The organism is Xanthomonas sp. NCPPB 3959, assembly GCF_056675575.1.
Genome location: NZ_JBWWVR010000015.1, coordinates 59245 through 83001 on the forward strand (window position 1 = coordinate 59245; position 23757 = coordinate 83001).

Here is a 23757-nt window from a genome sequence, read left to right on the forward strand (position 1 = left end):
CGGCGCAGGCAGTGGCATGCACGCCTCCATCGATGACGACTCGTTGCTGTCTGCATCGCCACTGTTGGCCGGGCTGCGTGCTGCGGCGCCCAGCCTGCGGCGGCGCGTGCCGCAGCAGAGCGAGACAAGCCGATGGCATGCGCTGCGCATCGGCGAGCGCGCGTATCGGGTGGCGTTGCCGATCACCTTTACGCCGTATGCGTCGGTGCGGCCGTGTTCGGCGCGCTGCGGTTTCTGTTCGGAAAACCTGCGCCAGCACGGTGGCGGCCTGGCCGCAGCGATGTTGCGTCCGGGGCCGGACTACTTCGCACAGTTGAGCGCTGCGTTGCAGTTGCTGCACAAGGTGCCGTTGTCGTATTCCTTGTCCGGGTTGGAGATGACCGACGATCCGGATTGGTTGCAGGCCTTGCTGCATACCTTGTCAACAACGCCCGACGGCCCGCGTGTGGAGCAGCGCGTGCTGTACAGCAATGGTGCCGGGTTTGCGCGTGCGCAGGGTGCGCAGTTGATCGATGCCTTGGTGGACTTCGGCCTGTCGTGGATCGAGCTGTCGCGTCACCACCCGCTGCAGGCGGGCAACGACGCGATCATGCGCTTTCGCCCCGACGAGCCGATTGCCGATACGGCCACTTTCGCGCATACGGCACGAGGCATTGCGGCGCGCGTGCCGGTGCGACTGGTCTGCATCGTGCAACGCGGTGGTGTGGACAGTGCCGATGCCGTGGCGCAGTACATCGCGTGGGCGCGCAGCTGTGGCGCCAGCCAGGTGATCTTTCGCGAGTTGTCGCGTCTGGACGCTGCGTATCGCAGCAATGGCACCTGGCGTTATATCGCGCAGCACCGCATCGGGATGGAGACCTTGTTGGCGCAGTGCATGCAGCAGCCGTGGTGGTCGCGTTGGCAAGCGGACGGCATGACCGAGGGCTATTACTTCTGGAATCTGCGCATGCGCAGTGAGGATGGCCTGGAAGTGGTGTTCGAAAGCGCCGACTATGCGGCCATGCACGCGCGGCATGCCACCGGCGACCTCTACAAGCTGGTGTTTTTCGCCAACGGCCGCTTGTGCGCGGGCTGGGATCCGGATGCCGACGTGCTGTGGGACCCGGCCGATGGATGAGCTCGATCAGCACAGCTGGTGGACGCCTACACCGGACGACCCCGCGTGGGCACTGCCCGATGACCTGTGCGCAGCCGATTCGCTTGGCGGGCGCGACTGTGGCTGGGTCAACCAGATGCGCCCGTTCGTACGCCATTTCAGTGCGCCGGGGGAGCAGGTGTTCGATCCGTTCTGCGGTTTCGGCAGCACGCTGCTGGCGGCGGCGATGGAAGGGCGCAACGCGCATGGCATGGAGATCGACCCTGCACGTGCGCAACTGGCGCGCACGCGCCTGCAACGGCATGCCGTACAGGCGCCGGTCGTGGTCGGCTCGCTGGTCGACACCGCGCCTGCTGCGGTGATCGATCTGTGTCTGACCAACGTGCCGTATTTCGGTTGCCACTGGCGCGGCCAAGCAGTGCCTGGGCAGCTGTATGCCAGTGCCGATTACTCGGGCTATCTGTTCGGCATGCGCGGGGTATTGCATGCATTGCGAAAGCGGCTGCGGCCGGATGCCTTTGGCGTGGCGATGGTGGAAAACGTCGTTGTCGGCGGGCGGGTGATCCCGCAGGCATGGGACCTGGGGCGGATCCTCGCCAGCCTGTTCACGCTGCGCGAGGAACGGGTGCTGTGCTACCAGCGGCCGGGCGCAGCGCTGACGCATGCCGGCACGCAGAGCAATCGCAGCCACGAGTACGCATTGATTTTCCAGCATTGCCGGCAGCGGCTGGACCTGCAGCAGGCGGCGCAGTTGCTGCAGGCGGTGCGGGCGCAAGGCCTGCCGGTGGTGGTGCACGGGAGCTACGCGCGTTGGTTGGAGTCGCCGGACTCGGTGCTCCAGGGCCCGGCCGATCTGGACCTGATGCTGCAAGCCGAGCAGCCACTATGGGACCGCCTGACCGCGTGGCTACATGAGCAGGGATTCGCGTTGAGCCTGTGGGGCGAGCCGTGCCGGGCGCCGGTGGCGCTGGCCGCGGTGCGTGCGCACCACTATCTGCGCGCCGAGCGCATCGGCGCAGACGGCAGCCGCCTGCAGCTGGACCTGCAATTGCCGGCGGATGAACCGCCGTTGCCCTGATCCGGCAACGCCACGCCACGCGCACATGGGTTGCGGCTATGCTCTTGGCCGGTTTTGGATGCCGGAGTTGTCTATGTCTTGTTCTTCCCTGATCGCGCGCGGCGCGCTGCTTGGCGCGTTGGCAACCCTGGCTGGCTGCGGTGGCAGCAAGGGCGACACGATGCTGATGCGCGAGTCGTTCAATTCCGACGATACCTATTCGCGCAGTGTGGCGGCCACCTCGATGCAGGCTTGCGAGGCCGCGCGGCGCGTGTTGTTGAGCCAGGGCTACGCGGTCACGCGCGCCGATGCCGCAGGCGTGGAAGGCAGCAAGAACTTCCAGCTCAAGGAAGCCGACCAGAGCGAGCAGCTCAATCTGCGCATTTCCTGCGCCACCCAGGAGGGCGGCAAGGCGCAGGTCTTCGTCAGCGCGCTGCAGGATCGTTACGCACTGAAGAAGAGCTCGACCTCGGCCAGCGTCGGTGTCGGCGTGCTCGGCTCGTTGTCGTTGCCGGTGGGCAGTACCGGCGACTCGCTGGTGCGTGTGTCCACCACCACGGTGCAGGACGCGGCCTTCTACAAGCGCTTTTTCGAGCGCTTGAACTCGTATCTGCCCAATGTGACCCAGGCCGCGCCTGCCGCGGCGAGCGCGGCCCCCGCACCGGTTGCACCGCCGCATCCAGCAGCGGCCACACCTGCGGCGACGGCGGCACCCGTGCCGACCGCAGCGGCTGCAACACCCGCGACTGCAGTGCCGGCCACTGCCGCAACGTCTGCTTCCACAACAGTCGAACAGCCGCCGGTTGCGCCGCTACCGGTCGAGGCCCAAGATCCGCCCCCTGCACCGGCACCTGCATCCACGCCGGCGAACGTGCCGCAGACCGAGCCCGCAACTCAGCCGTGACGTTAGAGTTCACGCTTCGCTCCGGAACCTGAATAGCCGGCTGCGCGCTTCACGTTGCGTTCTCGACCGAGCCGCGAGAGTGCAACCATGACTCGCCGAGTGGGCGAGAACGACGGAGACCACGATGAAGATGCGCAATTCCCTGCTGGGTATTTCCTTGATCAGCCTGATGGCGACGAGCACCTTCGCGCAGGCCCAGACCCATTCGCGTCAGCACCGTTATACGGAAGCAGACGAAGGCCGCAAGTTCAATGACGGCACGCGCGTGCGCTGCCACAATGTCGAAGTGCAGAAGAATTCGACCGACCCCAATCGCGTCGGCGGCACCGTTGCAGGCGCAGTGGTTGGTGGTCTGCTGGGTAATCAGGTAGGTGGCGGTAACGGCAAGAAGCTGGCAACCGTGGCCGGTGCAGTCGCCGGCGGTGCTGCGGGCCGCACCATCCAGGGCAATCGCCAGCAAGCCAACGGCAATCGTCAGGTCGAGCGCGTCTGCGAACGTCGTTGAATCTGCTGAATTGAATCTACGAGCCCCGGTCATGCCGGGGCTTTCTACGTTTGAGGGTGCAGCGCCGTGTTGTCGATTCACACCACATCGCAGCGATGAGTTTTTTTCGCACTTGCCGCAACGGGATGTTTGCTCTGGCCTTGTTGGCCGCGCAATTGCTGCAGGTCGCCGTTGCCGCGCCAAGTGAGGCAGCAAACGCTGCAGGGGTGGACTGCGTCGAAGCATTGCTGCGGCGCCTGGGCTGGGACATCCGCAGCGCAGCGGTCAGTGCGCCGGTGATCCAACGCGGAGAACCGTGTACGCGCGGCTCGCTCGCGCAGGCACGCGCCGCCGGCGACCTGCAGCTGACGCTTCCACTAAATTGGAACGCGCAACAACGCGGCGCATCGCTCAAGGCCTTGCTGGACGATTCCGCCACGCAGTGCGCCTATGCGTTCGAAGTCGGCGCGGCCACGCGGCGTGCAACGACGCAGCTGCAAGACAACCCGCACTATCGGTTTTCGGCCGTGCAACTGGGCTGGATCGGCTTCGGCTGGCGTGGCGCCGCTGCGCAGGGCTGGAGCGGTTTTCGCAGTTTCGGGCGTGGTTATCAGCCGCGTGGCAGCAATGCGCAGGCGCTGGATGCGTTCTACAGCGGCCAAGTGCGCTCCGAATGCGGGGTGGGGCGTCAGGTGGCGCAGCTGGCCACGCAGCGCGAGCTGTACGGCGATGCCGGATTCGATCGGGTGTTTACGCCTGGCGAGTTATCGATCGGTACCTTTTTGACCTTGCACGACACCGACAGCATCTTGCTGGGTGCGCATGCCGGCGAATTCTTTGCCGACGGCAAGGCAGTCAAGACCGCGCAACTGGGGCGCCAGGCATTTGTCGGTGCGCCGGGGTTTATCGCGCATGTGTTCGACAAGGCGTATCTGGACGACATCCATAACCAGGCCGAAAACTTCGTGGTGGTGGATGTCAGCGATGCGGCGGCGCAGGCGTTGGCGCAGCACGGCGGCTTTGCGCATTACGACGCGCTCAATCGACAAATCTGGGAACTGGCCAAGGACGTGCGCGGGCGGGGCAAGCGCCGCTTCGAGCGTTTGCTGTACGAGCGCGATGCAAAACTGCGCGCCACGCTCGATGCGCAACAACACGCGCAGCTGCAAACGCTAGAAGCGTTACTGGACGATCCGTTCTATCAGGGCTTTCTGGTCTACGTGCATCCCAAGGGCGTCAAGCCGATCGGCTATCACGTGGCGCGACTGCTAGACCGCAATCCCCGCACGCCGTATGCCATCGACCTGACCCTGCACAATTTGCGCAGCACCTTGTACTGGCGCTGGATCGATTGGCAGCTGCAACAGTGCAGCGCCGGCACCGCTGCGGAACGATCCATTGAGAATTCCGCCACGCCAGCGTACGCCCGGCGTGGCACCCTGCACTGATCAGATCATGAGGAGCGATTATGGAACTGGGTATGGTGGGTTTGGGCCGCATGGGCGCCAACATGGCCGAGCGTCTGGTACACGGCGGACATCGCGTGCATGGCTACGACCCGGGCGAGGGCGCGCGTAGCAGTGCGCAGGCCAAGGGCATTGTCACTGCCGATGCGCTGGCAGCGTTGGTGTCGGCACTGCCGAGCCCGCGGGTGCTGTGGTTGATGGTGCCGGCCGGCAAGATTGTCGATGACACCCTGGCGCAGCTGCTGCCTTTGTTGCAGGCCGGCGACATCGTCATCGACGGCGGCAATTCGTATTACAAGGATTCGCAACGCCGCGCCGCGCTGTTGCAGGCCAGCGGTATTTCGTTTGTCGATTGCGGCACCAGCGGTGGCGTCTGGGGTCTGCAGGAAGGCTATAGCCTGATGGTGGGCGGCGACGAGGCGGCAGTGACCACGCTGCATCCGGTGCTGGCCACGTTGGCGCCGGCAGCGGACAAGGGCTGGGGCCGCGTTGGCCCGAGCGGTGCCGGCCACTTCACCAAGATGGTCCACAACGGGATCGAGTACGGAATGATGCAGGCCTATGCCGAAGGTTTTGCGCTGATGCAGCACAAGACCGATTTCGCGCTGGATCTGCACCAGGTCGCCGAGATCTGGCGCGATGGCAGCGTGGTGCGTTCGTGGTTGCTGGATCTCACCGCCGATGCGCTGGCGCACAACCCGAGCATGGCCGGCATCGCACCGTTCGTGGCCGATTCGGGCGAAGGTCGCTGGACGGTGGCCGAGGCAATCGATCTGGAAGTATCCGCGCCGATCATCACGCTGTCGCTGATGGAGCGGTTGCGCTCGCGCGACAAGGATTCGTTCACCGACAAGTTGCTGGCGGCGATGCGCAACCAGTTCGGTGGGCATGCGGTGATGACCACCACCGCGACACCGCCGACGATCGGCAGCAAGGACGCGTAACGCGTCAGCGAGTGAAGCAGGTCATGCGCGCCTGCCTTGCGGGCGCGCAGTCGTTTCAGCGGTCGCCAGACGTGGCGCCGGCACCATCCAGCCACTGCACCTGACCCGACGCAGCACTGCGTTGCGCCAGCTCCAGCAGCTCCATCAATTGCACGGCGTCTGCACCACTGACCGGTGCCGGGCCGGTACCGGCCAATGCATCGCGAAATGCGGCGTAGCAGTTGCGATAGTCGCCGGGCAGGGTGTCGGGTTGATGGGTGTGCACGCGGCCTTCTTCATCGACACGGGTGACGGTGCCGGGCAGCGGGTCGACACCCCAGCCGGCGGTGCCCGGGCGACGCCCGGCGCGGAGTTGGTCTTCCTGCGTATCCAGCCCGTGCTTGAGATAACTGCCGCGAGTGCCGTGGACGGCAAAGCGCAGGCTGCTGTCGGCCACCAACGAGCCGGCATGCAGGATCACGCGCAGGCGCGGGTAACGCAGGGTCACATGGAAATAATCGTCGCTGCGTGCCTGGCTGCGTTGGCGCTGCAGATCTGCGCTGATCGCCTGCGGGGTGCCGAACAATTGCAGTGCCTGATCGAGCAGATGCGGGCCCAGGTCGTACCACAGCCCGGCGCCGGGGATGTCGCTCTCGCGCCAACGGTCGCGCACCTGCGGGCGGTAGCGGTCGAAGTGCGAATGGAATTCCACCACCTCGCCCAGCTGGCCTTCGTCGATCAGCCGGCGCACGGTGAGAAAGTCTGCGTCCCAGCGGCGGTTCTGAAACACGCTGACGATGCGCCCGGCCGCTGCAGCGGCGTCCACCACCTCGCGCGCCTGTGCGGCATCCAGTGCGAAGGGTTTGTCGACCAGCACGTGCTTGCCGGCGGCCAGTGCCTGCAAGGCGAACGGCGCATGGGTCTGGTTGGGTGTGGCAAGCACCACCGCATCGAGCGCGGGGTCGGCCAACGCGGTTTCCAGATCGGCAAGCACGGCCACATCGGGGAAGTCGGCCTGCGCTTGTTGCGGCTTGGACGACACCACGCTGTGCAACTGCAAACCCGGTGTGCTGGCAATCAGCGGGGCATGAAAGGTGCGGCCGACATAGCCATAGCCGACGACGGCCAGATTGAACGGTTTAGGCATTGAAAACGGTTCATCGCAACGACTGAGGAAGCGTCCATGGTATTGCACACACCCGTGTGCGCCAGGTTCACAACCTCTGCATCCGGCAGTCACACCTGCACGACGAACGCCACTGCAGACTGCGGCCACATTCACTGGAAGGGGTATCGGATGAAGAATATGACGCATGCACGCAAGTTGCTGGCTTTGTCGCTGTCGCTCGGCCTGACGCTGGGTGCCTCGCAGGCATTCGCGGCGCCGCAGGAACATGCCGATCACAAGGACCACGCTGCCAGCATGGACGAGTCCAAGAAGCCGGTGACCGACACCTGGATCACCACCAAGGTGAAGGCCGATCTGCTGGCCACCGACAACGTGTCGGGTACCGACGTCAAGGTCGAGACCAAGAACGGCATCGTGACGTTGACCGGTTCAGTCGCGACCAAGGCCGAGCACGACAAGGCCGTGGCTGTGGCCAAGGGCATCGAAGGCGTCAAGAGCGTCAAGTCGGTGGGTCTGAAGGTTGTTGCTGCGAAGAAGTAATCGCAGTCATAGATGCCGGGCCGCCGCGACGAGGCGGTTGGCCTGAGCACGAAGGCGTACTCTACGGAGTGCGCCTTTTTTGTTGGTGTGTCGCAGGCCAGCCGACAGGTGGCGCCCGCTCTCACCATTTTCACGTTTGCTGCACTTATGATATGCCCATTCAGCTATGTCACGGATCGGCGTGACAAATCTGAATCATTAATCTCACCTTGGGTCTGGTCGGGGATAATACCGGCGCGCCTTCGGGTCCTTGCAGCGAGCGGATACAGATCGAGTAATGCAGACAACGGTCCAAGCAGACAGATGGGATCGCTGGCGCCTGCCTTTGCTGGCAGTTGCCGTGTTCCTGATTGTGGTGGTGCCCTCGTTGCTGTTGCAGCAAATGGCGCACAACGCCAATCAGGCCGCGGTGTGGGTCTCGCATAGCCAGGACGTGCAGGAGACCGCGCAGCGTCTGGAAGCGGCGATGCGCGACACCGAATCGGCGGCGCTGATGCGCTCGCATGGTGTGGTGCGCCCCGCCTTGCTGGAGCGCATGCGGCGTGGCCGGCGTGAAGCGCTGGCGGCGGTGCATCAGCTCATCGTGTTGACCAAGGACAACCCGGCTCAGCAAGTGCGGATGGGGCGCATCCAGAGCACGATCGAGCGCCGCTTGCTGCTGGCCGAGCGTATCGCCGTGGCGACCGATCCGGCGCTGATCCGTGCGCTGATCGACGACATGACATTGAACAACCCGATCCGGCTGTTGATCGACGAGTTGCAAAGCGCCGAAAGCAAGTTGCTGGAACTGCGCAGTACGCGCGCCACCAAAGAACGCACGCATTACGCGGTACTGAGCTGGGGGACGCTGGCCGTGCAGTTGCTGCTGCTGGGCACGGTGATCTGGTTGCTGCAGCGGCAGATCCGCCGCCGCCTGGCGGCCGAGCAGGAATATCTGCGTGCCAATGGCCGCGCCAGTTCGGTGCTGCAGACCGTGCGCGAGCCGATCGTGCTGCTGGATGACAAACAGCGCATCATGCTGCACAACCCGGCCTTCGCCGAGTTGTATGGCCTGGAAGAGCGCGGTAACGAATCGATGTCGCTGGAGGACGTGGGCGAGGGCGTGTGGCGCGATGCGCAGATTCATCAGCGGCTTGCCGACGTGCTGCTGCGCGACCGCGAGTTGTGGGATTACGAACATGAGCAGCGCGGCGCCGATGGCGTGCTGCGCACCATGTTGATCAACGCGCGACGCATGCCATTGCCCGATACCAACGACGAAGATGTGGTGCTGATGACGGTGAGCGACATCAGCCTGCAGAAAGCCTCGCAGCAGCGCATCCAGGAACTCAACCGGCAGATGGAAGGCAAGGTCGATCAGGTGTCCGAGGTCAACCGCGAGCTGGAAGCCTTCAGCTATTCGGTCTCGCACGATCTGCGCGCACCGTTGCGGCATGTGGCCGGTTTTTCGGACAAGCTGGCGCGTCACCTGGGCGATGCGGCGGACGAAAAATCGCGTCACTACATGGAAGTGATCAGCAGCTCGGCGCGGCGCATGGCGTCGCTGATCGACGATCTGCTGGTGTACTCGCGCCTGGGCCGCAGTGCGCTGCGCCTGCAGGCGGTGGACATGCAATCGCTGGTGTCGGAGACGCGCGCGATCCTGGATTCCAGCGTGCAGAGCGAAAACACCGGCCACCGTGTGGAATGGCATATCGCCCCGCTGCCGGTGCTGGTGGCCGACGAAAACATGATGCGCCAGCTGTGGATGAACTTGCTGGGCAATGCGGTCAAGTACAGCGCCAAGCGCGAAGTGGCCAAGATCGAGGTCAGCTACCGGCCGCTACCGGACGGCGGCCATCAATTCAGCGTGCGCGACAACGGTGCCGGCTTCGATATGGAGTACAGCGCAAAGTTGTTCGGTGTGTTCCAGCGTCTGCACAAGGCCAGCGAATACGCCGGTACCGGCATTGGCCTGGCCAGCGTCAGGCGCGTGTTGACGCGCCACGGCGGCCGGGTCTGGGCCGAGGGTGTCGTCGACGAAGGCGCCACGTTCCATTTTGTGCTTCCCCCTGCGCATGAAGCGCCCAACCAAGAGTTCAATGCATGAGTGCCATCCGTACCATTCTTCTGGCAGAAGACAGCCCGGCCGATGCAGAAATGGCGGTTGACGCCCTGCGCGAAGCCCGCCTGGCCAACCCCATCGTGCACGTCGAAGACGGTGTGGAAACCATGGACTACCTGCTGCGTCGTGGCGCGTTCGCCGATCGCGAGGAAGGCTTGCCGGCGGTGTTGCTGCTGGACATCAAGATGCCGCGGCTGGATGGCCTGGAAGTGCTCAAGCAGGTGCGCGGCGACGAGACGCTCAAGCGCTTGCCGATCGTGATCCTGTCGTCCTCGCGCGAAGAGAGCGATCTGGCCCGCAGCTGGGACCTGGGCGTGAATGCCTATGTGGTCAAGCCGGTGGATGTCGATCAGTTCTTCAATGCAGTCAAGACGCTCGGCACGTTCTGGGCGGTCATCAATCAGGCACCGGAGCTGGACTGAACCATGCTGCAAGAGGGTGGCAAACTGGAGCAGCTGAAGATCCTTCTGGTGGAAGATTCACCGGAAGATGCCGAGCTGTTGTCCGATCAGCTGCTGGATGCCGGCATCGACGCGGCGTTCGAGCGCGTGGACAGCGAACGCTCGCTGCGCAGCGCGCTGGATGAATTCCAGCCGGACATCGTGCTGTCGGATCTGAGCATGCCCGGGTTTTCCGGCCACCAGGCATTGCGTCTGGTGCGCCAGAACGGCGCCACGCCCTTCATCTTCGTCTCCGGCACCATGGGCGAGGAGACTGCGGTCAAGGCGCTGCAGGACGGCGCCAACGACTACATCATCAAGCACAACCCGACCCGCTTGCCGAGTGCGGTGATCCGCGCGATCCGCGAAGCGCGTGCCGACCTGGAACGTCAGCGCGTGGAGAGCGAGCTGATGCGCGCGCAGCGGCTGGAAAGCCTGGCGATGCTGGCGGCCGGGTTGAGTCACGACTTGCGCAATATCCTGCAGCCGTTGTTGATCGTGCCCGACCTGCTGGCCGGGCGCACCGAGGACCCGCAGCTGCGTCAATTAGCCAAGGTGGTGGCCGAGTGCGGCCGGCGCGGGCATGAAATGGCCGAGTCGATGCTCTCGTTCGTGCGCGGCTCCAACAAGCCGCGCGAGCAGGTGTCCGTCGCCAGCCTGTTCCAGGGTGTGCAGATGCTGCTCAGGAGCAGCCTGCCCGATGGCGTGCGCCTGCAGATGGAGACGATCGCCCTGGATCTGACCATCGAGGCCAATTACACCGAGCTGCAGCAATGCCTGCTCAACCTGGGCTTGAACGCGATCCAGGCGATGCCAGGTGGCGGCACATTGATTCTGTCGGCCGATCGCCATGACGATGCGCGCGTGCGCATGAGCGTGGCCGACACCGGCGTAGGCATGAGCGATGAAACCCGCGCACGCTTGTTCAGCCCCTTCTTCACCACCAAGGCCGATGGCACCGGGCTGGGGCTGATTTCGTGCAAGCGCATCATCGAAAGCTACGGCGGCAGCATCCTGGTCGACAGCCGGTTGGGCGAGGGCACGCGTTTCGACATGCTGGTGCCGATGCGCTCGAACGCGGTGGCGGTTGCCGACGCCGAGCCGCCGCTGCCGCTGGGCCATGGGCAACGCATCCTGCTGGTAGACGGCGAAGCCACGCGCCTGTCGCTGCTGGGTAATGCACTGTCCAGCCAGGGCTATCAGCCGCAGCTGGCCACCGATGGTGCGGCCGCGCTGCAACTGGTGCAGCCACACGCCATGCCCGACCTGGTGATCATCGACAGCGACATCATTCTGCTCTCGGCCGTGAGCGTGCTGTTGAGCATGCAGGAGCTGGGCTATCAAGGCCCGGCGATCGTGCTGGAAGATGTCGGCGCGCCGCTGCAGCGGATGCACTTTCCGGCGGATATCCCGGTGCATGTGCTGCGCAAGCCGCTGGAAATGCGCCGGGTGTTCCGTGCCGTGTCGCACGCGCTCGAAATGGCCTGATCCAGGGGTTTTCGCGCGTTGCGGGCGTGCTTGTTCAAGTGCAATGCGATTGCAACAGTTGACGCCCACGCCGGCCGCATGCGCGAATAACGCATGACCACCGTGCTTCTCAGCCTCGGCAGCAATGTCCAGCCGACTCACTATCTTCGCTTGGCCGTCGACGCCTTGCGCGCGCGCTTTGGCCAGCTCGACGTGTCGCCTGCGTACCGCACGCCGGCGGTGGGCTTCGACGGGCCGGACTTCGTCAACAACGCGGTGGTGCTGGATACCGATCTGGATCTGCACGCGCTCGATCATTGGCTGCATGCGCTGGAAGACGCGCACGGCCGCGACCGCAGCGGCCCGCGTTTCAGTGACCGCACCCTGGATGTGGATGTGGTGTTCTTCGGTGATTGCATCATCGAAGGGCCCGGGCATCTGCGTATTCCGCGGCCGGAGCTCAAGCATGCGTTCGTGTTGAAGCCGCTGGCCGATATCGCGCCTGGCTTTGTCGACCCGTTGAGTGGGCAGACGTTGGCGGCGCTATGGCAGGCGCATCCGCAACACGGCACCGCGTTCACGACGGTGGAGCTGGAGGCGGCCCCCGTCGCGGCGGCTGTGGCGCAGTAGCGCAGCGCTGCAGTACCGGCAAGGTGTGACCGACAACGCGTGCGGATCGTCGTAGGCAGGCATGAAAGGTGCCGCCCGGAACCGTCATGGTCGAGTCTGCAGGTAGCGCGTTATCCGCAGCGCACATGGAGCGAGTGTGCGCGGCAGCACGCCTGGCCGCCTGGACAGTTGCTCAACTGAGCTGGCGGCCACCGTCCACATGCAAGGTATGGCCAGTGACGAAGCTGGCTTCATCGAGCAACCAGCGCACTGCCTCGGCGATCTCTTCGGGCGTGCCGATGCGTGCCAGCGGCGTGCGCGCGAGCAGGGCCTGCTTGGCGTCGGAAGACTTGCCTTCTTCCGGCCACAGAATCGCGCCGGGGGCGACCGCATTGACCCGCACCTGCGGTGCCAGTTCCAGTGCGAGCGAGCGGGTCAGCATTTCCAGCGCACTCTTGGAGGCGCCGTACAGTGGGTGATTGCGCATCGGCTGCTGGGCATGCAGGTCGGTGAGGTTGACGATGGCTCCGCTGTGCTGGCGCAGTTGTGCGGCCGCAGCCTGGGCGATGAAGAACGGCGCGCGCGCGTTGACTGCAAACAACTCGTCCCATTGCGCTGCGGTCGCTTCGCCCAGCGCGGTGGGATAGAACGCCGAGGCGTTGTTGACCACGCCATCCAGGCGGCCGAATGTGGCGATGCAGTCGGCGACCAGTTGCGCCGGTGCCTCCGGCAAGCGCAGATCGGCGTGCAAGGCCAGCGCGCTGCCTGCGCGTTGCGCGCACAACGCGGCCACGCGCGCGCTGAGCGCCTCACCGGAGCGGTGCGCATGCAAGGCCACGCGGTAGCCGGCCGCATGCAGGGTGGTGGCGATCTGGGCGCCGATACGGCGGCCTGCGCCGGTGATCAATACCACCTTGGAACTGTCTGTCATGGCGTACTCGCTCGGCGTTGCAAAGGGCTCGGCTATCCTGTGCATTCTCCCCGCAACCGGTGCCCGCATGCACGCCGACCTTCCCACTCCCGATTCGGACGCCTTGGCGCACAGCGACCGCCTGGCTGCGCATGTGCGCGCCGAAATCGCCGCTGCCGGTGGTGCGATCCCGTTCTCGCGTTTCATGGAGCTGGCGCTGTATGCGCCGGGTCTTGGCTATTACAGCGCCGGCTCCAGCAAATTTGGCGAGGCCGGCGATTTCGTCACCGCGCCCGAGCTTGGGCCGTTGTTCGCAGCGACCGTGTCCGGTGCGTTGGCGCCGGTGTTGCAGCAACTTGGCCCAACTGCCCGCGTGCTCGAAGTAGGCGGTGGCAGCGGCGCATTTGCCGAAGTCACGCTCAAGCGCTTGCTCGAGCTCGATGCGCTGCCCGAGCGTTACGCGATTCTGGAGCCCAGTGCAGACTTGCGCGAACGTCAGCGCGAGCGGTTGGGGCGCACGCTGATACCGCCGGTGTTCGATCTGGTCGAGTGGCTGGATGCACCGTTTCCGGACGATTGGGACGGCGTGCTGTTCGCCAACGAAGTGATCGATGCATTGCCCACGCCGCGCTTCGCGCTGCGCGATGGCGAGGTGTATGAGGAAACCGTGGTGCTGGATGCGCAGCAGCAGTTTGCACGTGGCGAGCAGCCGGCCGATGCGTTGCTGGGTGCAGCGGTGCGTCATCTGGAGCGCTATCTGCAGCAGCCGTTCGCCGATGGCTATCGCTCGGAGTTGTTGCCGCAGTTGCCGTACTGGATTCAGGCGGTGGCCGGTGGTCTGAAGCGCGGGGCGATGTTGTTTGTCGACTACGGTTACCCGCGTGGCGAGTTCTATCGTGCACAACGCGAAGACGGCACCTTGCGTGCGTTCTATCGCCATCGCATGCATGAGGATCTGTATCGCTGGCCGGGTCTGCAGGATCTGACCGCGTCGGTAGACTTCACCGCGTTGGCCGAGGCCGGCACCGGTGCCGGTTTCGAGTTGGCCGGTTACTGCACGCAATCGAGCTTTCTGCTCGGCAACGGTCTGGATGCGTTGCTGGCGCAGGCCGATACGCGCACCGATGAGGTGGGGCGCATGCGCTTGCGCGAGCAGATCAAACGCTTGACCTTGCCCAGCGAAATGGGCGAGCGATTCCAGGTGATGGGCTTTGCGCGCGATGTCGATTTTGCGCCGGCATTTCTGGCGGGCGATCTCACATGGCGGCTGTGACGTCTGCGCTGCGTCCGTTTTATCGGCCGTGGTTGTGGGTGGGTTTGTGGGTCGCGGCAATTTTCGTGGTGATTGCGGTGTGCCTGGGGCCACCGCCAGAGTTTCCGGAGCTACCCTCCAACAGCGATAAGGCGGAGCACTTTTTGACGTTCGCGTTGTTGTGCTGGGGTGCGGTGCAGTTGTTCGCCACACGTCGGGCGTTGTTGTATGCGGCGTTCGGGTTGGTGTTGCTGGGTATCGGTATCGAGATCGCGCAAGGTGCGTTGACGACCAATCGCAGTGCTGATCCCTACGATGCGCTTGCCGATACCTTGGGCATCCTTGCCGGGTTGTGTCTTGCTTGGACGCGGCTGCGATTGGTGATGTTGCGGGTGGATCAGCGGGTGTTTGGGTCGCGCTGATTTTTCTGTGTTTTGCGGTTTTGGGATGACTGGCAAAACGTAGTGCTCAGGGCTGCAGTTTGGCTGCAGGGCCCTTGCCCGCCCACCCTCGCGGGACACGCCGCAAGTACGTCCATGTAGGCTCTTACGCGGCATCCATGCCGCGTAAGGTCCCGCGACGGTGGGCTGGCAAGGACCAGTCGAGGTGGTCGGTGTGCATGGTTGCAAGCAAGGCATGTGTTGTTTGGATAACGCCACGGCCGATCAGCTTCGCAACGCAAAGCGCAACGCGATCAACAGGCAGGCTTTCATCAAACTACCGACCAACTTTCTGGTGAGGGCACCGCGCACTCGACTCACCAAGCTTTTGATCGCATCTAAACGACGCTACGACTCGAAATCTCGGGTGTCTTGAAACGCATGGAGAGTGCGGATAGATCAGTTACAGAGCGGTTGATCTGTGATTCCGCTGCAGGGCCCTTGCCCGCCCACCATCGCGGGACACGCCGCAAGTACGTCCATGTAGGCTCTTACGCGGCATTCATGCCGCGTAAGGTCCCGCGACGGTGGACGGGCAAGGACCAGTCGAGGTGGTCTGTGTGCATGTTTTCAAGCAACCAGCAAACTGTCTGGTGCGGCAAGGGCACCGCGCGCTCGACTGACTAGGTCAAACGCACCGCGCGTTCGCGCAACCACTTGGTTGCGACCCACTTTTCGCCGGCTAATACCGGTGCGCCGGCATGCAGGCTGCGCGTCATCGGATGCGGGCGGTCGTAGCTGAAAAACACGGCGTTGCCTTTGACGGCAGCCACGTCCAGATGTGCATCGGGAAAGCGCGTGGCGCCGCCGCGTTCGGGCGTGTTGAGATACATCACCAGCGATGCGAGGCGTTGGCCGCCGGCCTGCAACAACACCGGCGTGCCGGCGGCGGTTGGGTCGAAGTAATCGTAGTGCGGCTGATATTCCGCGCCGGTGGCGTAGCGCAAGACCTGCAATCCTTCGCCGTGGTCCACCGGCCAATCGAGCAGGCGTGCGATACGCGCTTCGATGCGTTGGCATAACGCATCCTGGCCCAGTTGCAGACACATGCTGTCACTGGTGCGCGCGGCGTGCACGATCTGCGCGCCGTTGTCGTTGTCCACGGTGCGCGAGCGTGCCAGGCGTGGTTGTGCCAGTGCGATCAAGGCATCGCATTCGGCATCGGACAAAAAACCACCCAGCACCACCACGCGCGGCAGCAGCAGGCTGACCAGTACGCGCACCTGGCGGTCGCCCAGATCCAGCAGCGAGGCATCGTTGTCCTGCAACACCGCAGGCACGCGCACCGGTAGCGGCAGGCTGTGTGTCACTGCGTGTTGCTGGATGTGCTCACGCAACAGCGCTTCGACCGCGTCGATGGCGTCTTGCTCGTTCCAGCCCTGATCCAGTAGCGGTTGTAGCGCTTGCTCGGGCGGTTGGCCGGCCAGTGCCTGCGCAATGATCCAATCGCCCAGGGCGGCGGGAATAGTGGTAGATGTCATCGCCCTACAGTGCATGCCAACGTGTGGCAGCTTTATGTCAAATGTGTCGCGGTAAGACAAATGCAACACATAGCCCCTATAAAAGTGACGGGGATCTTGAACGTGCTCGCCACTGCAGTGCGCGGAACGCCACCAATTCTTGACGACTCCTCTTCATACCGGACCTTTTGACCTGGAGATCAGCCGCATGGCCGTTCGCAACAGCAGCAAGACATTATTGATGACGTTTGGTACCGCACTGGCGCTGTCCGCCTGCGGTGGTGGTGCCGACCGCGTCGCTTCGCCTGGCGAGGGCGCGTTTCCGCCCGCACCGACACCCGCTCCTGCACCGACGCCTGCGCCCACGCCGGCACCGACGCCTGCGCCGGCACCGACCGGCCCGGCTGCGGATTGCCCGACCGGTTTTTCCAACGTCGGCACCATCGCCAACAACACGCTGCGCGCCTGCCAGTTGCCGGACACCATCACCGGCAATCTGGTTGTACCGGCACGTGCAGGCACTGCGTATTCGATCAGTGGCCGCGTCAACGTGGGGACCGACCGCGGCGGCAATGCCATTGCACCGGCCGCCGGCAGCGCGCAGGGCATCTTGACGATCGAGCCGGGCACGACGTTGTACGGCTCGTCGGGGAGCGACTACATCGTGGTCAATCGCGGCTCGCAGATCTTTGCCGAAGGCAGCGCGACCGCACCGATCGTGTTCACCGCGCGTCAGGCGCTGGACGGCACCGTCACCGCCAATACCATCGGCCTGTGGGGCGGCATTGTGGTGTTGGGCCGCGCGGCCATCAACAACTGCCCGGGCACCACCGTGTCAGGTACGCCGGAATGCCAGGCGCAGGTGGAAGGCACCAACGCGTTCTACGGCGGCAACAGCGTCACCGACAACAGCGGTTCCATGCGCTATCTGCGCGTGATGTATTCGGGCTTCGAAATTTCGCCCAACAACGAGCTGCAGGGCATCACCCTGGCCGGTGTGGGCAACGGCACGCGTCTGGATTACGTGCAGATCCACAACAGCTCCGACGACGGCATCGAATGGTTCGGTGGTTCGGTCAACGGCAGCCACGTGGTGATCACCGGTGCCGACGACGATTCGCTGGATACCGATGCCGGTTGGAACGGCGCCTTGCAGTTCGGCATCGTGGTGCAGCGTGCCGGCGGCGGCGACCGCATGAACGAGTGGAGCAGCCTGCGTCGCCAGCCGTATTCGCGCCCGAAGGTGGCCAACTTCACCTACGTGGGCAATGCGCGCGCCGGTGCGGCGATCATGCTCAACCAGGGCACGCAGGCCGCGTTCTACAACTCGGTGTTTACGCGTCCGGCGGGTGGCACCGGCGATGGCCTGGTGTGCTTCAACCTGGCCGACGCCGACACCCTGGGCACGTTCAACTCGGTGTTCTTCGCCTGCCCGACCGCCTTCGGTAGCGATGCGCGTGCGGCCACCCAGTTTGCGGCCGGTACCAACAACGTTGCCAACGGTGTGTCCACGTTGCAGAACACCTTCGTCAATGGCGCCAACGAAACCGCCGTGCCGGCATTCCAGGGCTTGAATGGGGTGAGCAGCTTCTTCCAGCAGGTGAACTACATCGGTGGCGTGCGTGATGCCAACGACACCTGGTGGCAGGGCTGGACCTGCGGTCTGACCGCCGATCGTCCCTGCTGAGGCACAGCGTCACGCGGCGGCCCGATGGTCGCCGCGTGAAGCGTCCAGCTTCATCTTTCAGTTGCCAGGGCTCCCACGATGCGAACCTCCGCTGTCGCCCGTCTTTCGCGGACGGGCCTGTCTCTTTCCATTTCCACCTTGCTGTTTTCCGGCGCTGCGCTGGCGCAATCGACCACCACCGATGCCGATTCCAGCAGCGGCACCAGCAGCACTACCAGCACCACCAACAGTGCGCCCAAGCAACTCGACCAGGTCGTGGTGCGTGGCGAGTACATTCCCGAACCGATGCTGCAGACCTCCGAGGTGGCATCGTTCATCACCCGTGAGGACATGGAGCGCACCGGCGACAGCAGCGCAGCGGTGGCGCTGACGCGTGTCACCGGCCTGAGCCTGTCGCGCGGTAAATATGTGTATGTGCGCGGCCTGGGCGAGCGCTATTCCTCGGCATTGTTCAATGGCTCGCCCTTGCCCAGCCCCGAGCCGATGCAGCGCGTGGTGCCGCTGGATCTGTTCCCCAGCGATGTGCTGGCCAGCGTGACCGTGCAAAAAACCTATTCGGCCGATTATCCGGGCGAATTCGGCGGCGGCGTGATCGATCTGCAATCGATGACGGTGCCGGATAAACCGTTTCTCTCGCTCACCGTAGGCGGCGGCGTCAACAGCGTCAGCACCGGCGAAAAAGGCCTGACTTACTACGGCTCCGGCGACGACGAGTGGGGCTATGACGATGGCACGCGCAAGCAGCCTGCCGCGTTGCGCGATGCGATCCAGAGCGGCCGGCGCGTCGACCTGGGCAGCTTCTCGCGCGAGGACATCCGCAGCATCGGCCGCAGCTTGAACAATGCCAACCTGTACGTGCTGCAGGAAAAGGACAGCATCGCTCCGGACGTCAATGTCGGCGGCAGCGCCGGCTACAGCATGGACGTGGGCGAAGCCAAGCTGGGCATCATTGCGGTGGCCAGTTACGACAACGAATGGCGCACGCGCACCGGCAAGCAGCAGGACGGCATCTTTGTCGGCGATACGGTCGAGTTCAATTCCAATTACGACTTCGCCACCACCCGCAACAACGTGCGCACCAACGGCATGCTGGGCCTGGGTTGGGAATACGGCCGCCACACCATCGGCTGGACCACCTTGTATGTGCACGACGCCTTGAAAGTGGCGCGTAGCCGTGCCGGCCGCGATGAGCTGGCCGGGTTCGATGTGCGCGACGACAACACCGAGTGGTACGAGCGCCAGCTGATCAACAACCAGCTGCGCGGTACGCATGCATTCGGCGAATACGATGACTTGAAGATCGAATGGCGCGCAGCGGTGGCCAATGCCAGCCGCGATGTGCCGTACGAAACCGGCATTCGTTACGAGCTGCTTGACGGTTACTGGGCGCACGATGCCTCGCGCGTGCAGAACTACACCCGCTTCAGCAAGGTCGACGACAAGGTGGCCAGCGGTGGCGTGGATGTGACCTGGCGCCTGCCGATCGAGCACGACCTGACCGTCAAGGGTGGTCTGGCTTATCTGGACAACGACCGCACGGCGTGGAGCCGCGAATTCCGCTTCCTGGCGCTGGATGGTCCGTTGCCGTTCTACAACCAGTTCCAGCGTGTGGATTACCTGATCTCCGATTTCAACCTCAGCAACGATCTGCTGCGTCTGCGCGAAACCACCGGCAGCTTTGGTGCGGCCGCGTACGATGCGACCTTGAAGGTCAAGGCGGCGTATCTGCAGGCCGAAGGCGAGATCGTGCCGACGCTGCGCGCCACCGTCGGTGTGCGTTACGAAGACGCCACGCAGGCGGTGCATCCGTACGACATCTTCAGCGGCACGCGCCAGGACAGCGTGGCACCGCTGGAGAACAGCTACGCGCTGCCATCGGCCACGGTGACCTGGAATTTTGCCGAGAATCAGCAGCTGCGCTTTGGTGCCTCCAAGACCATTGCACGGCCGCAGTTTCGCGAAATGGCACCTCAGCAGTATCTGGATCCGGATATCGACCGCCAGTTCTTCGGCAACCCGTTCCTGGTCGATAGCGAGCTGGTCAATCTGGATGCGCGCTACGAATGGTTCTTCGAGCCGGGCCAGTACGTCACCGTTGGCGCGTTCTACAAGAGCATCGACAAGCCGATCGAAGCCATCGTCAACGATGCGCCGGGTGGCGGCATCGTGCAGAGTTTCATCAATGCGCCCAAAGCCACGCTGTACGGCGTCGAGCTGGAAGCCAAGAAGTATCTGGACCTGCCGATCGCGGGTGACTGGTGGGGCGACAACCGGGTGTTCGTGTCCGGCAACTACACGCGTACCAAGTCGGAGGTGAGTGCCAGCGATGGCGACACCGTGCAGCCGTTCGGCTTCACTGCGCCGGTGCAGGCGACCTTGTTCATCCGCGATGGCTCGGCCTTGCAGGGGCAGTCCGACGACATCGCCAACCTGCAGATCGGTGTGGAAAGCGAAAGCACCCACAGCCAGGCCACGTTGATCGCCAACTATGTCGGCGAGCGGGTGTCGGCGCGTGGTCGCCCGGGGCAGCCGGATTACATCGACAAGCCGGGCACCTCGCTGGATCTGGTGATCAAGAAGGGTCTGGTGTGGTCGGGCAATACGCTGTCGTTGAACTTTGCGGCACGCAATCTGCTCAAGACCAAGTATCAGGAATACCAGAGCCTGGGCAGCAACCGGGTGGACCTGTACGAGTACCAGCCTGGCGTGACGTATGACCTGAGTGTGACAGCGCGCTTCTGATCCAACGCGTACTGCTGTCAACGCAAACGCCCGCTATGCATCGCATGGCGGGCGTTTTGCGTTTGATGGTGTGTCGCCGTGTGTCGGCATGTGTCATCGGTTTCTTCGAACTGACACATTGCTGCCGCATTCTGTCATCCGACCGCAATCCTGAGACGGATGTCCGCTTTGCAGCGCGCTTTGCCCTCCTTGAAACCCGTGATGACGCTGCGTGGTGTTCGCACTGCGGTGGCCTGCGTGCTGCTTGCGGTGTTGGCGCTGCAGTGCGCGCGCTTGCTGTGGCTGTTGATCACACCGATCGGGCCGTTGGGCACTGGCCAGGTCGCCACGGTAGCTAATGCGGATGTGCCCGCATTGCGCCGCGATGTGTTCTATCGCAGCGTGCCCGAGAGCAACAGCGACGGCATCGTGTTGCATGGGGTACGCGCAGGCGGTACGCAAGCGGCTGCGTTTTTGAGCAGTGGCGATGGCAAGCAAGGCGCGTATCGCGTGGGCGATGCCGTGGTGCCTGGCGTGGTGGTGCACGCGATCGCGAGCGATCACGTGTTGCTGCGTGCAAGCAACGGCGTGCGGCGTCTGGCGTTGGTCGAATCCATGGCGTCGTCGTCGAGCGCATCGCCTGCAGCGAACGCGACAACGTCGGCAAGCTCCGCACCTGCGGTGATGTCGAATGTGGGCACAGTGGCTGGCGCTGCTGCAGCCACGGCCGTCGACCCACAACAACTGCTGACGACCGCCGGCTTGCGCGCAAGTACGGATGGCGGCGGCTTCACCGTGATGCCGCGCGGCGATGGCGCACTGTTGCGCCAGGCCGGCCTGGCACCGGGCGATGTGCTGACTCAAATCAATGGCCGCACGCTCGATGCCGAACACCTGCGCGAGCTGCAGGACGAACTGCGCGATGGCCAGGCGGCCACGCTGACCTACCGCCGCGACGGCCAGACCCACACCATGACCTTGAAGCGCCCGCAATGACTGCTGTTCGCCCCGTATGGCTGCTTTCAGCCACGTTGTTGCTTGCACTGCCGGCCGTGCCGATGGTGTCGCTGCATGCCGCCGATGCGCCGGCCGTGCGTTTACAAGATGTGGACCTGCGTGCCTTCATCCAGGATGTGTCGCGTGCCACCGGCATTACCTTCATCGTGGACACGCGCGTGCAGGGCACCGTCAATGTGGCGCGTGCACAGGCGATGTCGGAAGAGGATTTGCTTGGCATGCTGCTGGCGGTGTTGCGTGCCAATGGCTTGATCGCGGTGTCCAGCGGTCCTTCGACCTATCGCATCATTCCCGACGACACCGCAGCGCAACAGCCCGGCAGCGCAGCCAACGGCAACCTGGGTTTTGCCACGCAGGTGTTCACCCTGCAGCGCGTGGATGCGCGCAGCGCTGCTGAGATTCTCAAGCCCTTGATCGGGCGCGGCGGCGTGATCATGGCGATGCCGCAAGGCAATAGCCTGCTGATTGCCGACTACGCCGACAATCTGCGCCGCGTGCGCGGCCTGGTCGCGCAGATCGACACCGACCGTGCGGCGATCGACACGGTGACCTTGCGCAATAGCTCGGCGCAGGAACTGGCACGCACGTTGACCTCGTTGTTCGGGCAGGCGGGCGAGCGAAGCAATGTGCTGTCGGTGTTGCCGGTGGAAAGCAGCAATTCGCTGATCGTGCGTGGCGATCCGGCGCTGGTGCAGCGCGTGGTGCGCACCGCGGTGGATCTGGACGGGCGCGCCGAGCGGCGTGGCGATGTCAGTGTGGTGCGTCTGCAACACGCCAGTGCCGAACAATTGCTGCCGGTATTGCAGCAGCTGGTCGGGCAGACGCCAGGCAATGACGCGCAGCCTGGGCAGGATGCGCGCCCGACTGCAGTGGATGTGGCAGCCGCTGCCGGTGGCGCACAGACGCAGGTGATTGCACCGGCTGCCGGCAAGCGCCCGGTGATCGTGCGCTACCCCGGCTCCAATGCCTTGATCATCAATGCCGACCCGGAAACCCAGCGCGCCTTGATGGATGTGATCCGGCAACTTGACGTGCATCGCGAGCAGGTCCTGGTCGAAGCGATCGTGGTGGAGATCTCCGACACCGCCGCCAAGCGCCTGGGCGTGCAGCTGTTGCTGGCCGGCCGCAATGGCACGGTGCCGTTGATCGCCACGCAATACAGCGGTGCATCGCCGGGCATCGTGCCGCTGGCCGCTGCGGCTGCCGGCACGCGCAGCAACAATGGCGAAGAAGATTCGGTGCTGGAGCAGGCGCGCAATGTGGCCGCGCAATCGTTGCTGGGGTTGAGCGGCGGCTTGATCGGCCTGGCCGGGCAAAGCAACGATGCGGTGTTCGGCATGATCATCGATGCGGTCAAGAGCGACACCGGCTCCAACCTGTTGTCCACACCGTCGATCATGACGCTGGACAACGAGCAGGCGCGCATTCTGGTCGGCCAGGAAGTGCCGATCACCACCGGCGAAGTGCTGGGCACCGCCAACGTCAATCCGTTCCGCACCATCCAGCGCCAGGATGTGGGCGTGCAGCTGGAGGTGCGCCCGCAGATCAATACCGCGGGCGGCATCACGCTGGCGATCAAGCAGGAGGTCTCGGCGATTGCCGGGCCGGTCAGCGCGCAGTCCTCGGAGCTGGTGTTCAACAAGCGCCAGATCGAAACCCGCGTGGTGGTGGAAAACGGCGCCATCGTCGCGCTGGGTGGTCTGCTCGATCAGAACGACCGCCAGACGGTCGAGAAGGTGCCGCTGCTGGGCGATGTGCCCGGCCTGGGCGCGCTGTTCCGGCATAAATCGCGCAATCGCGACAAGACCAATCTGATGGTGTTCATTCGCCCGACCATCATCCGCGATGCGGCCGATGCGCAGCGCATGACCGCACCGCGCTACAACTATCTGCGCGATCGCCAGTTGGCCGATGGCGACCCGGAAGCCGCGCTCGATGCACTGGTGCGCGACTATCTGCGTGCACAGCCGCCGCAGTTGCCGGCCGCGCCATCGTCGGTGGCGCCAGCACCGACGCCTGCGCCCAGCGCACGCCCCGTGCAGCGCTGATGC

The 23757-nt window shown here is 64.3% G+C and carries 20 protein-coding genes; 17 read left to right on the forward strand and 3 right to left on the reverse strand.

Annotation, left to right across the window (positions count from 1 at the left end):
* The first annotated feature begins 16 nt into the window (after nucleotides 1-16).
* The 6 genes from AC1KVG_RS16995 (at nucleotide 17) to gnd (ending at nucleotide 5951) form a co-directional block, all read left to right on the forward strand.
* Nucleotides 17-1117, forward strand: a complete 1101-nt coding sequence (locus AC1KVG_RS16995; protein ID WP_481095166.1) for a hypothetical protein — start codon at nucleotides 17-19, stop codon at nucleotides 1115-1117.
* Nucleotides 1110-2174, forward strand: coding sequence for a DNA methyltransferase (locus tag AC1KVG_RS17000; RefSeq protein ID WP_481095167.1), 1065 nt, complete (start codon nucleotides 1110-1112; stop codon nucleotides 2172-2174). Before AC1KVG_RS16995 ends, AC1KVG_RS17000 begins: the two co-directional genes overlap by 8 nt.
* A gap of 73 nt (nucleotides 2175-2247) precedes the next feature.
* A complete protein-coding gene (locus tag AC1KVG_RS17005) occupies nucleotides 2248-3057 on the forward strand; it encodes a DUF2242 domain-containing protein (RefSeq protein ID WP_115037734.1) in 810 nt (269 codons plus the stop codon).
* 124 nt (nucleotides 3058-3181) lie between these two features.
* Nucleotides 3182-3562: a glycine zipper 2TM domain-containing protein gene (locus AC1KVG_RS17010; protein WP_115037735.1), complete on the forward strand. Its 381-nt coding sequence runs from the start codon at nucleotides 3182-3184 to the stop codon at nucleotides 3560-3562.
* A 125-nt stretch (nucleotides 3563-3687) separates the two neighbouring features.
* Entirely contained in the window at nucleotides 3688-4989 is a 1302-nt protein-coding gene (locus tag AC1KVG_RS17015; protein ID WP_481095168.1) for a hypothetical protein, read from the forward strand.
* A gap of 20 nt (nucleotides 4990-5009) precedes the next feature.
* The gene (gene gnd, locus AC1KVG_RS17020) at nucleotides 5010-5951 is read left to right on the forward strand and encodes a phosphogluconate dehydrogenase (NAD(+)-dependent, decarboxylating) (RefSeq protein WP_006452627.1); all 942 of its coding nucleotides are present in this window, start codon (nucleotides 5010-5012) and stop codon (nucleotides 5949-5951) included.
* 55 nt (nucleotides 5952-6006) lie between these two features.
* On the opposite strand, the gene AC1KVG_RS17025 is transcribed toward gnd, so the two are convergent.
* Nucleotides 6007-7077 carry an oxidoreductase gene (locus tag AC1KVG_RS17025; protein ID WP_074058284.1) on the reverse strand — a complete coding sequence of 357 codons (1071 nt, stop codon included), beginning with the start codon at nucleotides 7075-7077 and terminating at the stop codon, nucleotides 6007-6009.
* Between the two features lie 150 nt (nucleotides 7078-7227).
* On the opposite strand from AC1KVG_RS17025, the gene AC1KVG_RS17030 reads away from it, so the two are divergent.
* From AC1KVG_RS17030 to folK, 5 genes are all read left to right on the forward strand, one after another.
* The gene (locus AC1KVG_RS17030) at nucleotides 7228-7599 is read left to right on the forward strand and encodes a BON domain-containing protein (protein WP_023905139.1); all 372 of its coding nucleotides are present in this window, start codon (nucleotides 7228-7230) and stop codon (nucleotides 7597-7599) included.
* Between the two features lie 277 nt (nucleotides 7600-7876).
* Nucleotides 7877-9688 (forward strand): sensor histidine kinase, encoded by a 1812-nt coding sequence (locus AC1KVG_RS17035; protein WP_481095169.1) that lies wholly within the window; start codon nucleotides 7877-7879, stop codon nucleotides 9686-9688.
* Nucleotides 9685-10125 (forward strand): response regulator, encoded by a 441-nt coding sequence (locus AC1KVG_RS17040; protein ID WP_006452631.1) that lies wholly within the window; start codon nucleotides 9685-9687, stop codon nucleotides 10123-10125. Before AC1KVG_RS17035 ends, AC1KVG_RS17040 begins: the two co-directional genes overlap by 4 nt.
* A 3-nt stretch (nucleotides 10126-10128) precedes the next feature.
* Complete coding sequence (locus tag AC1KVG_RS17045; protein ID WP_481095170.1) at nucleotides 10129-11631, forward strand: ATP-binding response regulator; 1503 nt, start codon at nucleotides 10129-10131, stop codon at nucleotides 11629-11631.
* A gap of 93 nt (nucleotides 11632-11724) precedes the next feature.
* Nucleotides 11725-12240, forward strand: a complete 516-nt coding sequence (gene folK, locus AC1KVG_RS17050; protein ID WP_481095171.1) for a 2-amino-4-hydroxy-6-hydroxymethyldihydropteridine diphosphokinase — start codon at nucleotides 11725-11727, stop codon at nucleotides 12238-12240.
* A 172-nt stretch (nucleotides 12241-12412) separates the two neighbouring features.
* Here folK and AC1KVG_RS17055 read toward each other — a convergent pair whose 3' ends face one another.
* A complete protein-coding gene (locus tag AC1KVG_RS17055; RefSeq protein WP_481095172.1) occupies nucleotides 12413-13150 on the reverse strand; it encodes a pteridine reductase in 738 nt (245 codons plus the stop codon).
* On the opposite strand from AC1KVG_RS17055, the gene AC1KVG_RS17060 reads away from it, so the two are divergent.
* Nucleotides 13149-14402 (forward strand): class I SAM-dependent methyltransferase, encoded by a 1254-nt coding sequence (locus AC1KVG_RS17060; protein WP_481095173.1) that lies wholly within the window; start codon nucleotides 13149-13151, stop codon nucleotides 14400-14402. The two genes, AC1KVG_RS17055 and AC1KVG_RS17060, sit on opposite strands and share 2 nt — an antisense overlap.
* Entirely contained in the window at nucleotides 14390-14803 is a 414-nt protein-coding gene (locus AC1KVG_RS17065) for a VanZ family protein (RefSeq protein WP_481095174.1), read from the forward strand. The genes AC1KVG_RS17060 and AC1KVG_RS17065 overlap by 13 nt, the downstream gene beginning before the upstream one ends.
* Before the next feature lie 641 nt (nucleotides 14804-15444).
* On the opposite strand, the gene AC1KVG_RS17070 is transcribed toward AC1KVG_RS17065, so the two are convergent.
* A complete protein-coding gene (locus AC1KVG_RS17070; RefSeq protein ID WP_481095175.1) occupies nucleotides 15445-16302 on the reverse strand; it encodes a 2OG-Fe(II) oxygenase in 858 nt (285 codons plus the stop codon).
* Nucleotides 16303-16489: 187 nt separating this feature from the next.
* Between AC1KVG_RS17070 and AC1KVG_RS17075 the strand changes: the two genes are divergently transcribed.
* From AC1KVG_RS17075 to gspD, 4 genes are all read left to right on the forward strand, one after another.
* Nucleotides 16490-17968, forward strand: coding sequence for a hypothetical protein (locus AC1KVG_RS17075; RefSeq protein ID WP_043889440.1), 1479 nt, complete (start codon nucleotides 16490-16492; stop codon nucleotides 17966-17968).
* A gap of 78 nt (nucleotides 17969-18046) precedes the next feature.
* A complete protein-coding gene (locus tag AC1KVG_RS17080; RefSeq protein ID WP_023905129.1) occupies nucleotides 18047-20710 on the forward strand; it encodes a TonB-dependent receptor domain-containing protein in 2664 nt (887 codons plus the stop codon).
* 159 nt (nucleotides 20711-20869) lie between these two features.
* Nucleotides 20870-21685, forward strand: a complete 816-nt coding sequence (locus AC1KVG_RS17085; protein ID WP_481095176.1) for a type II secretion system protein N — start codon at nucleotides 20870-20872, stop codon at nucleotides 21683-21685.
* Nucleotides 21682-23754 (forward strand): type II secretion system secretin GspD, encoded by a 2073-nt coding sequence (gene gspD, locus AC1KVG_RS17090; protein ID WP_481095177.1) that lies wholly within the window; start codon nucleotides 21682-21684, stop codon nucleotides 23752-23754. Before AC1KVG_RS17085 ends, gspD begins: the two co-directional genes overlap by 4 nt.
* Nucleotides 23755-23757 lie beyond the last annotated feature (3 nt).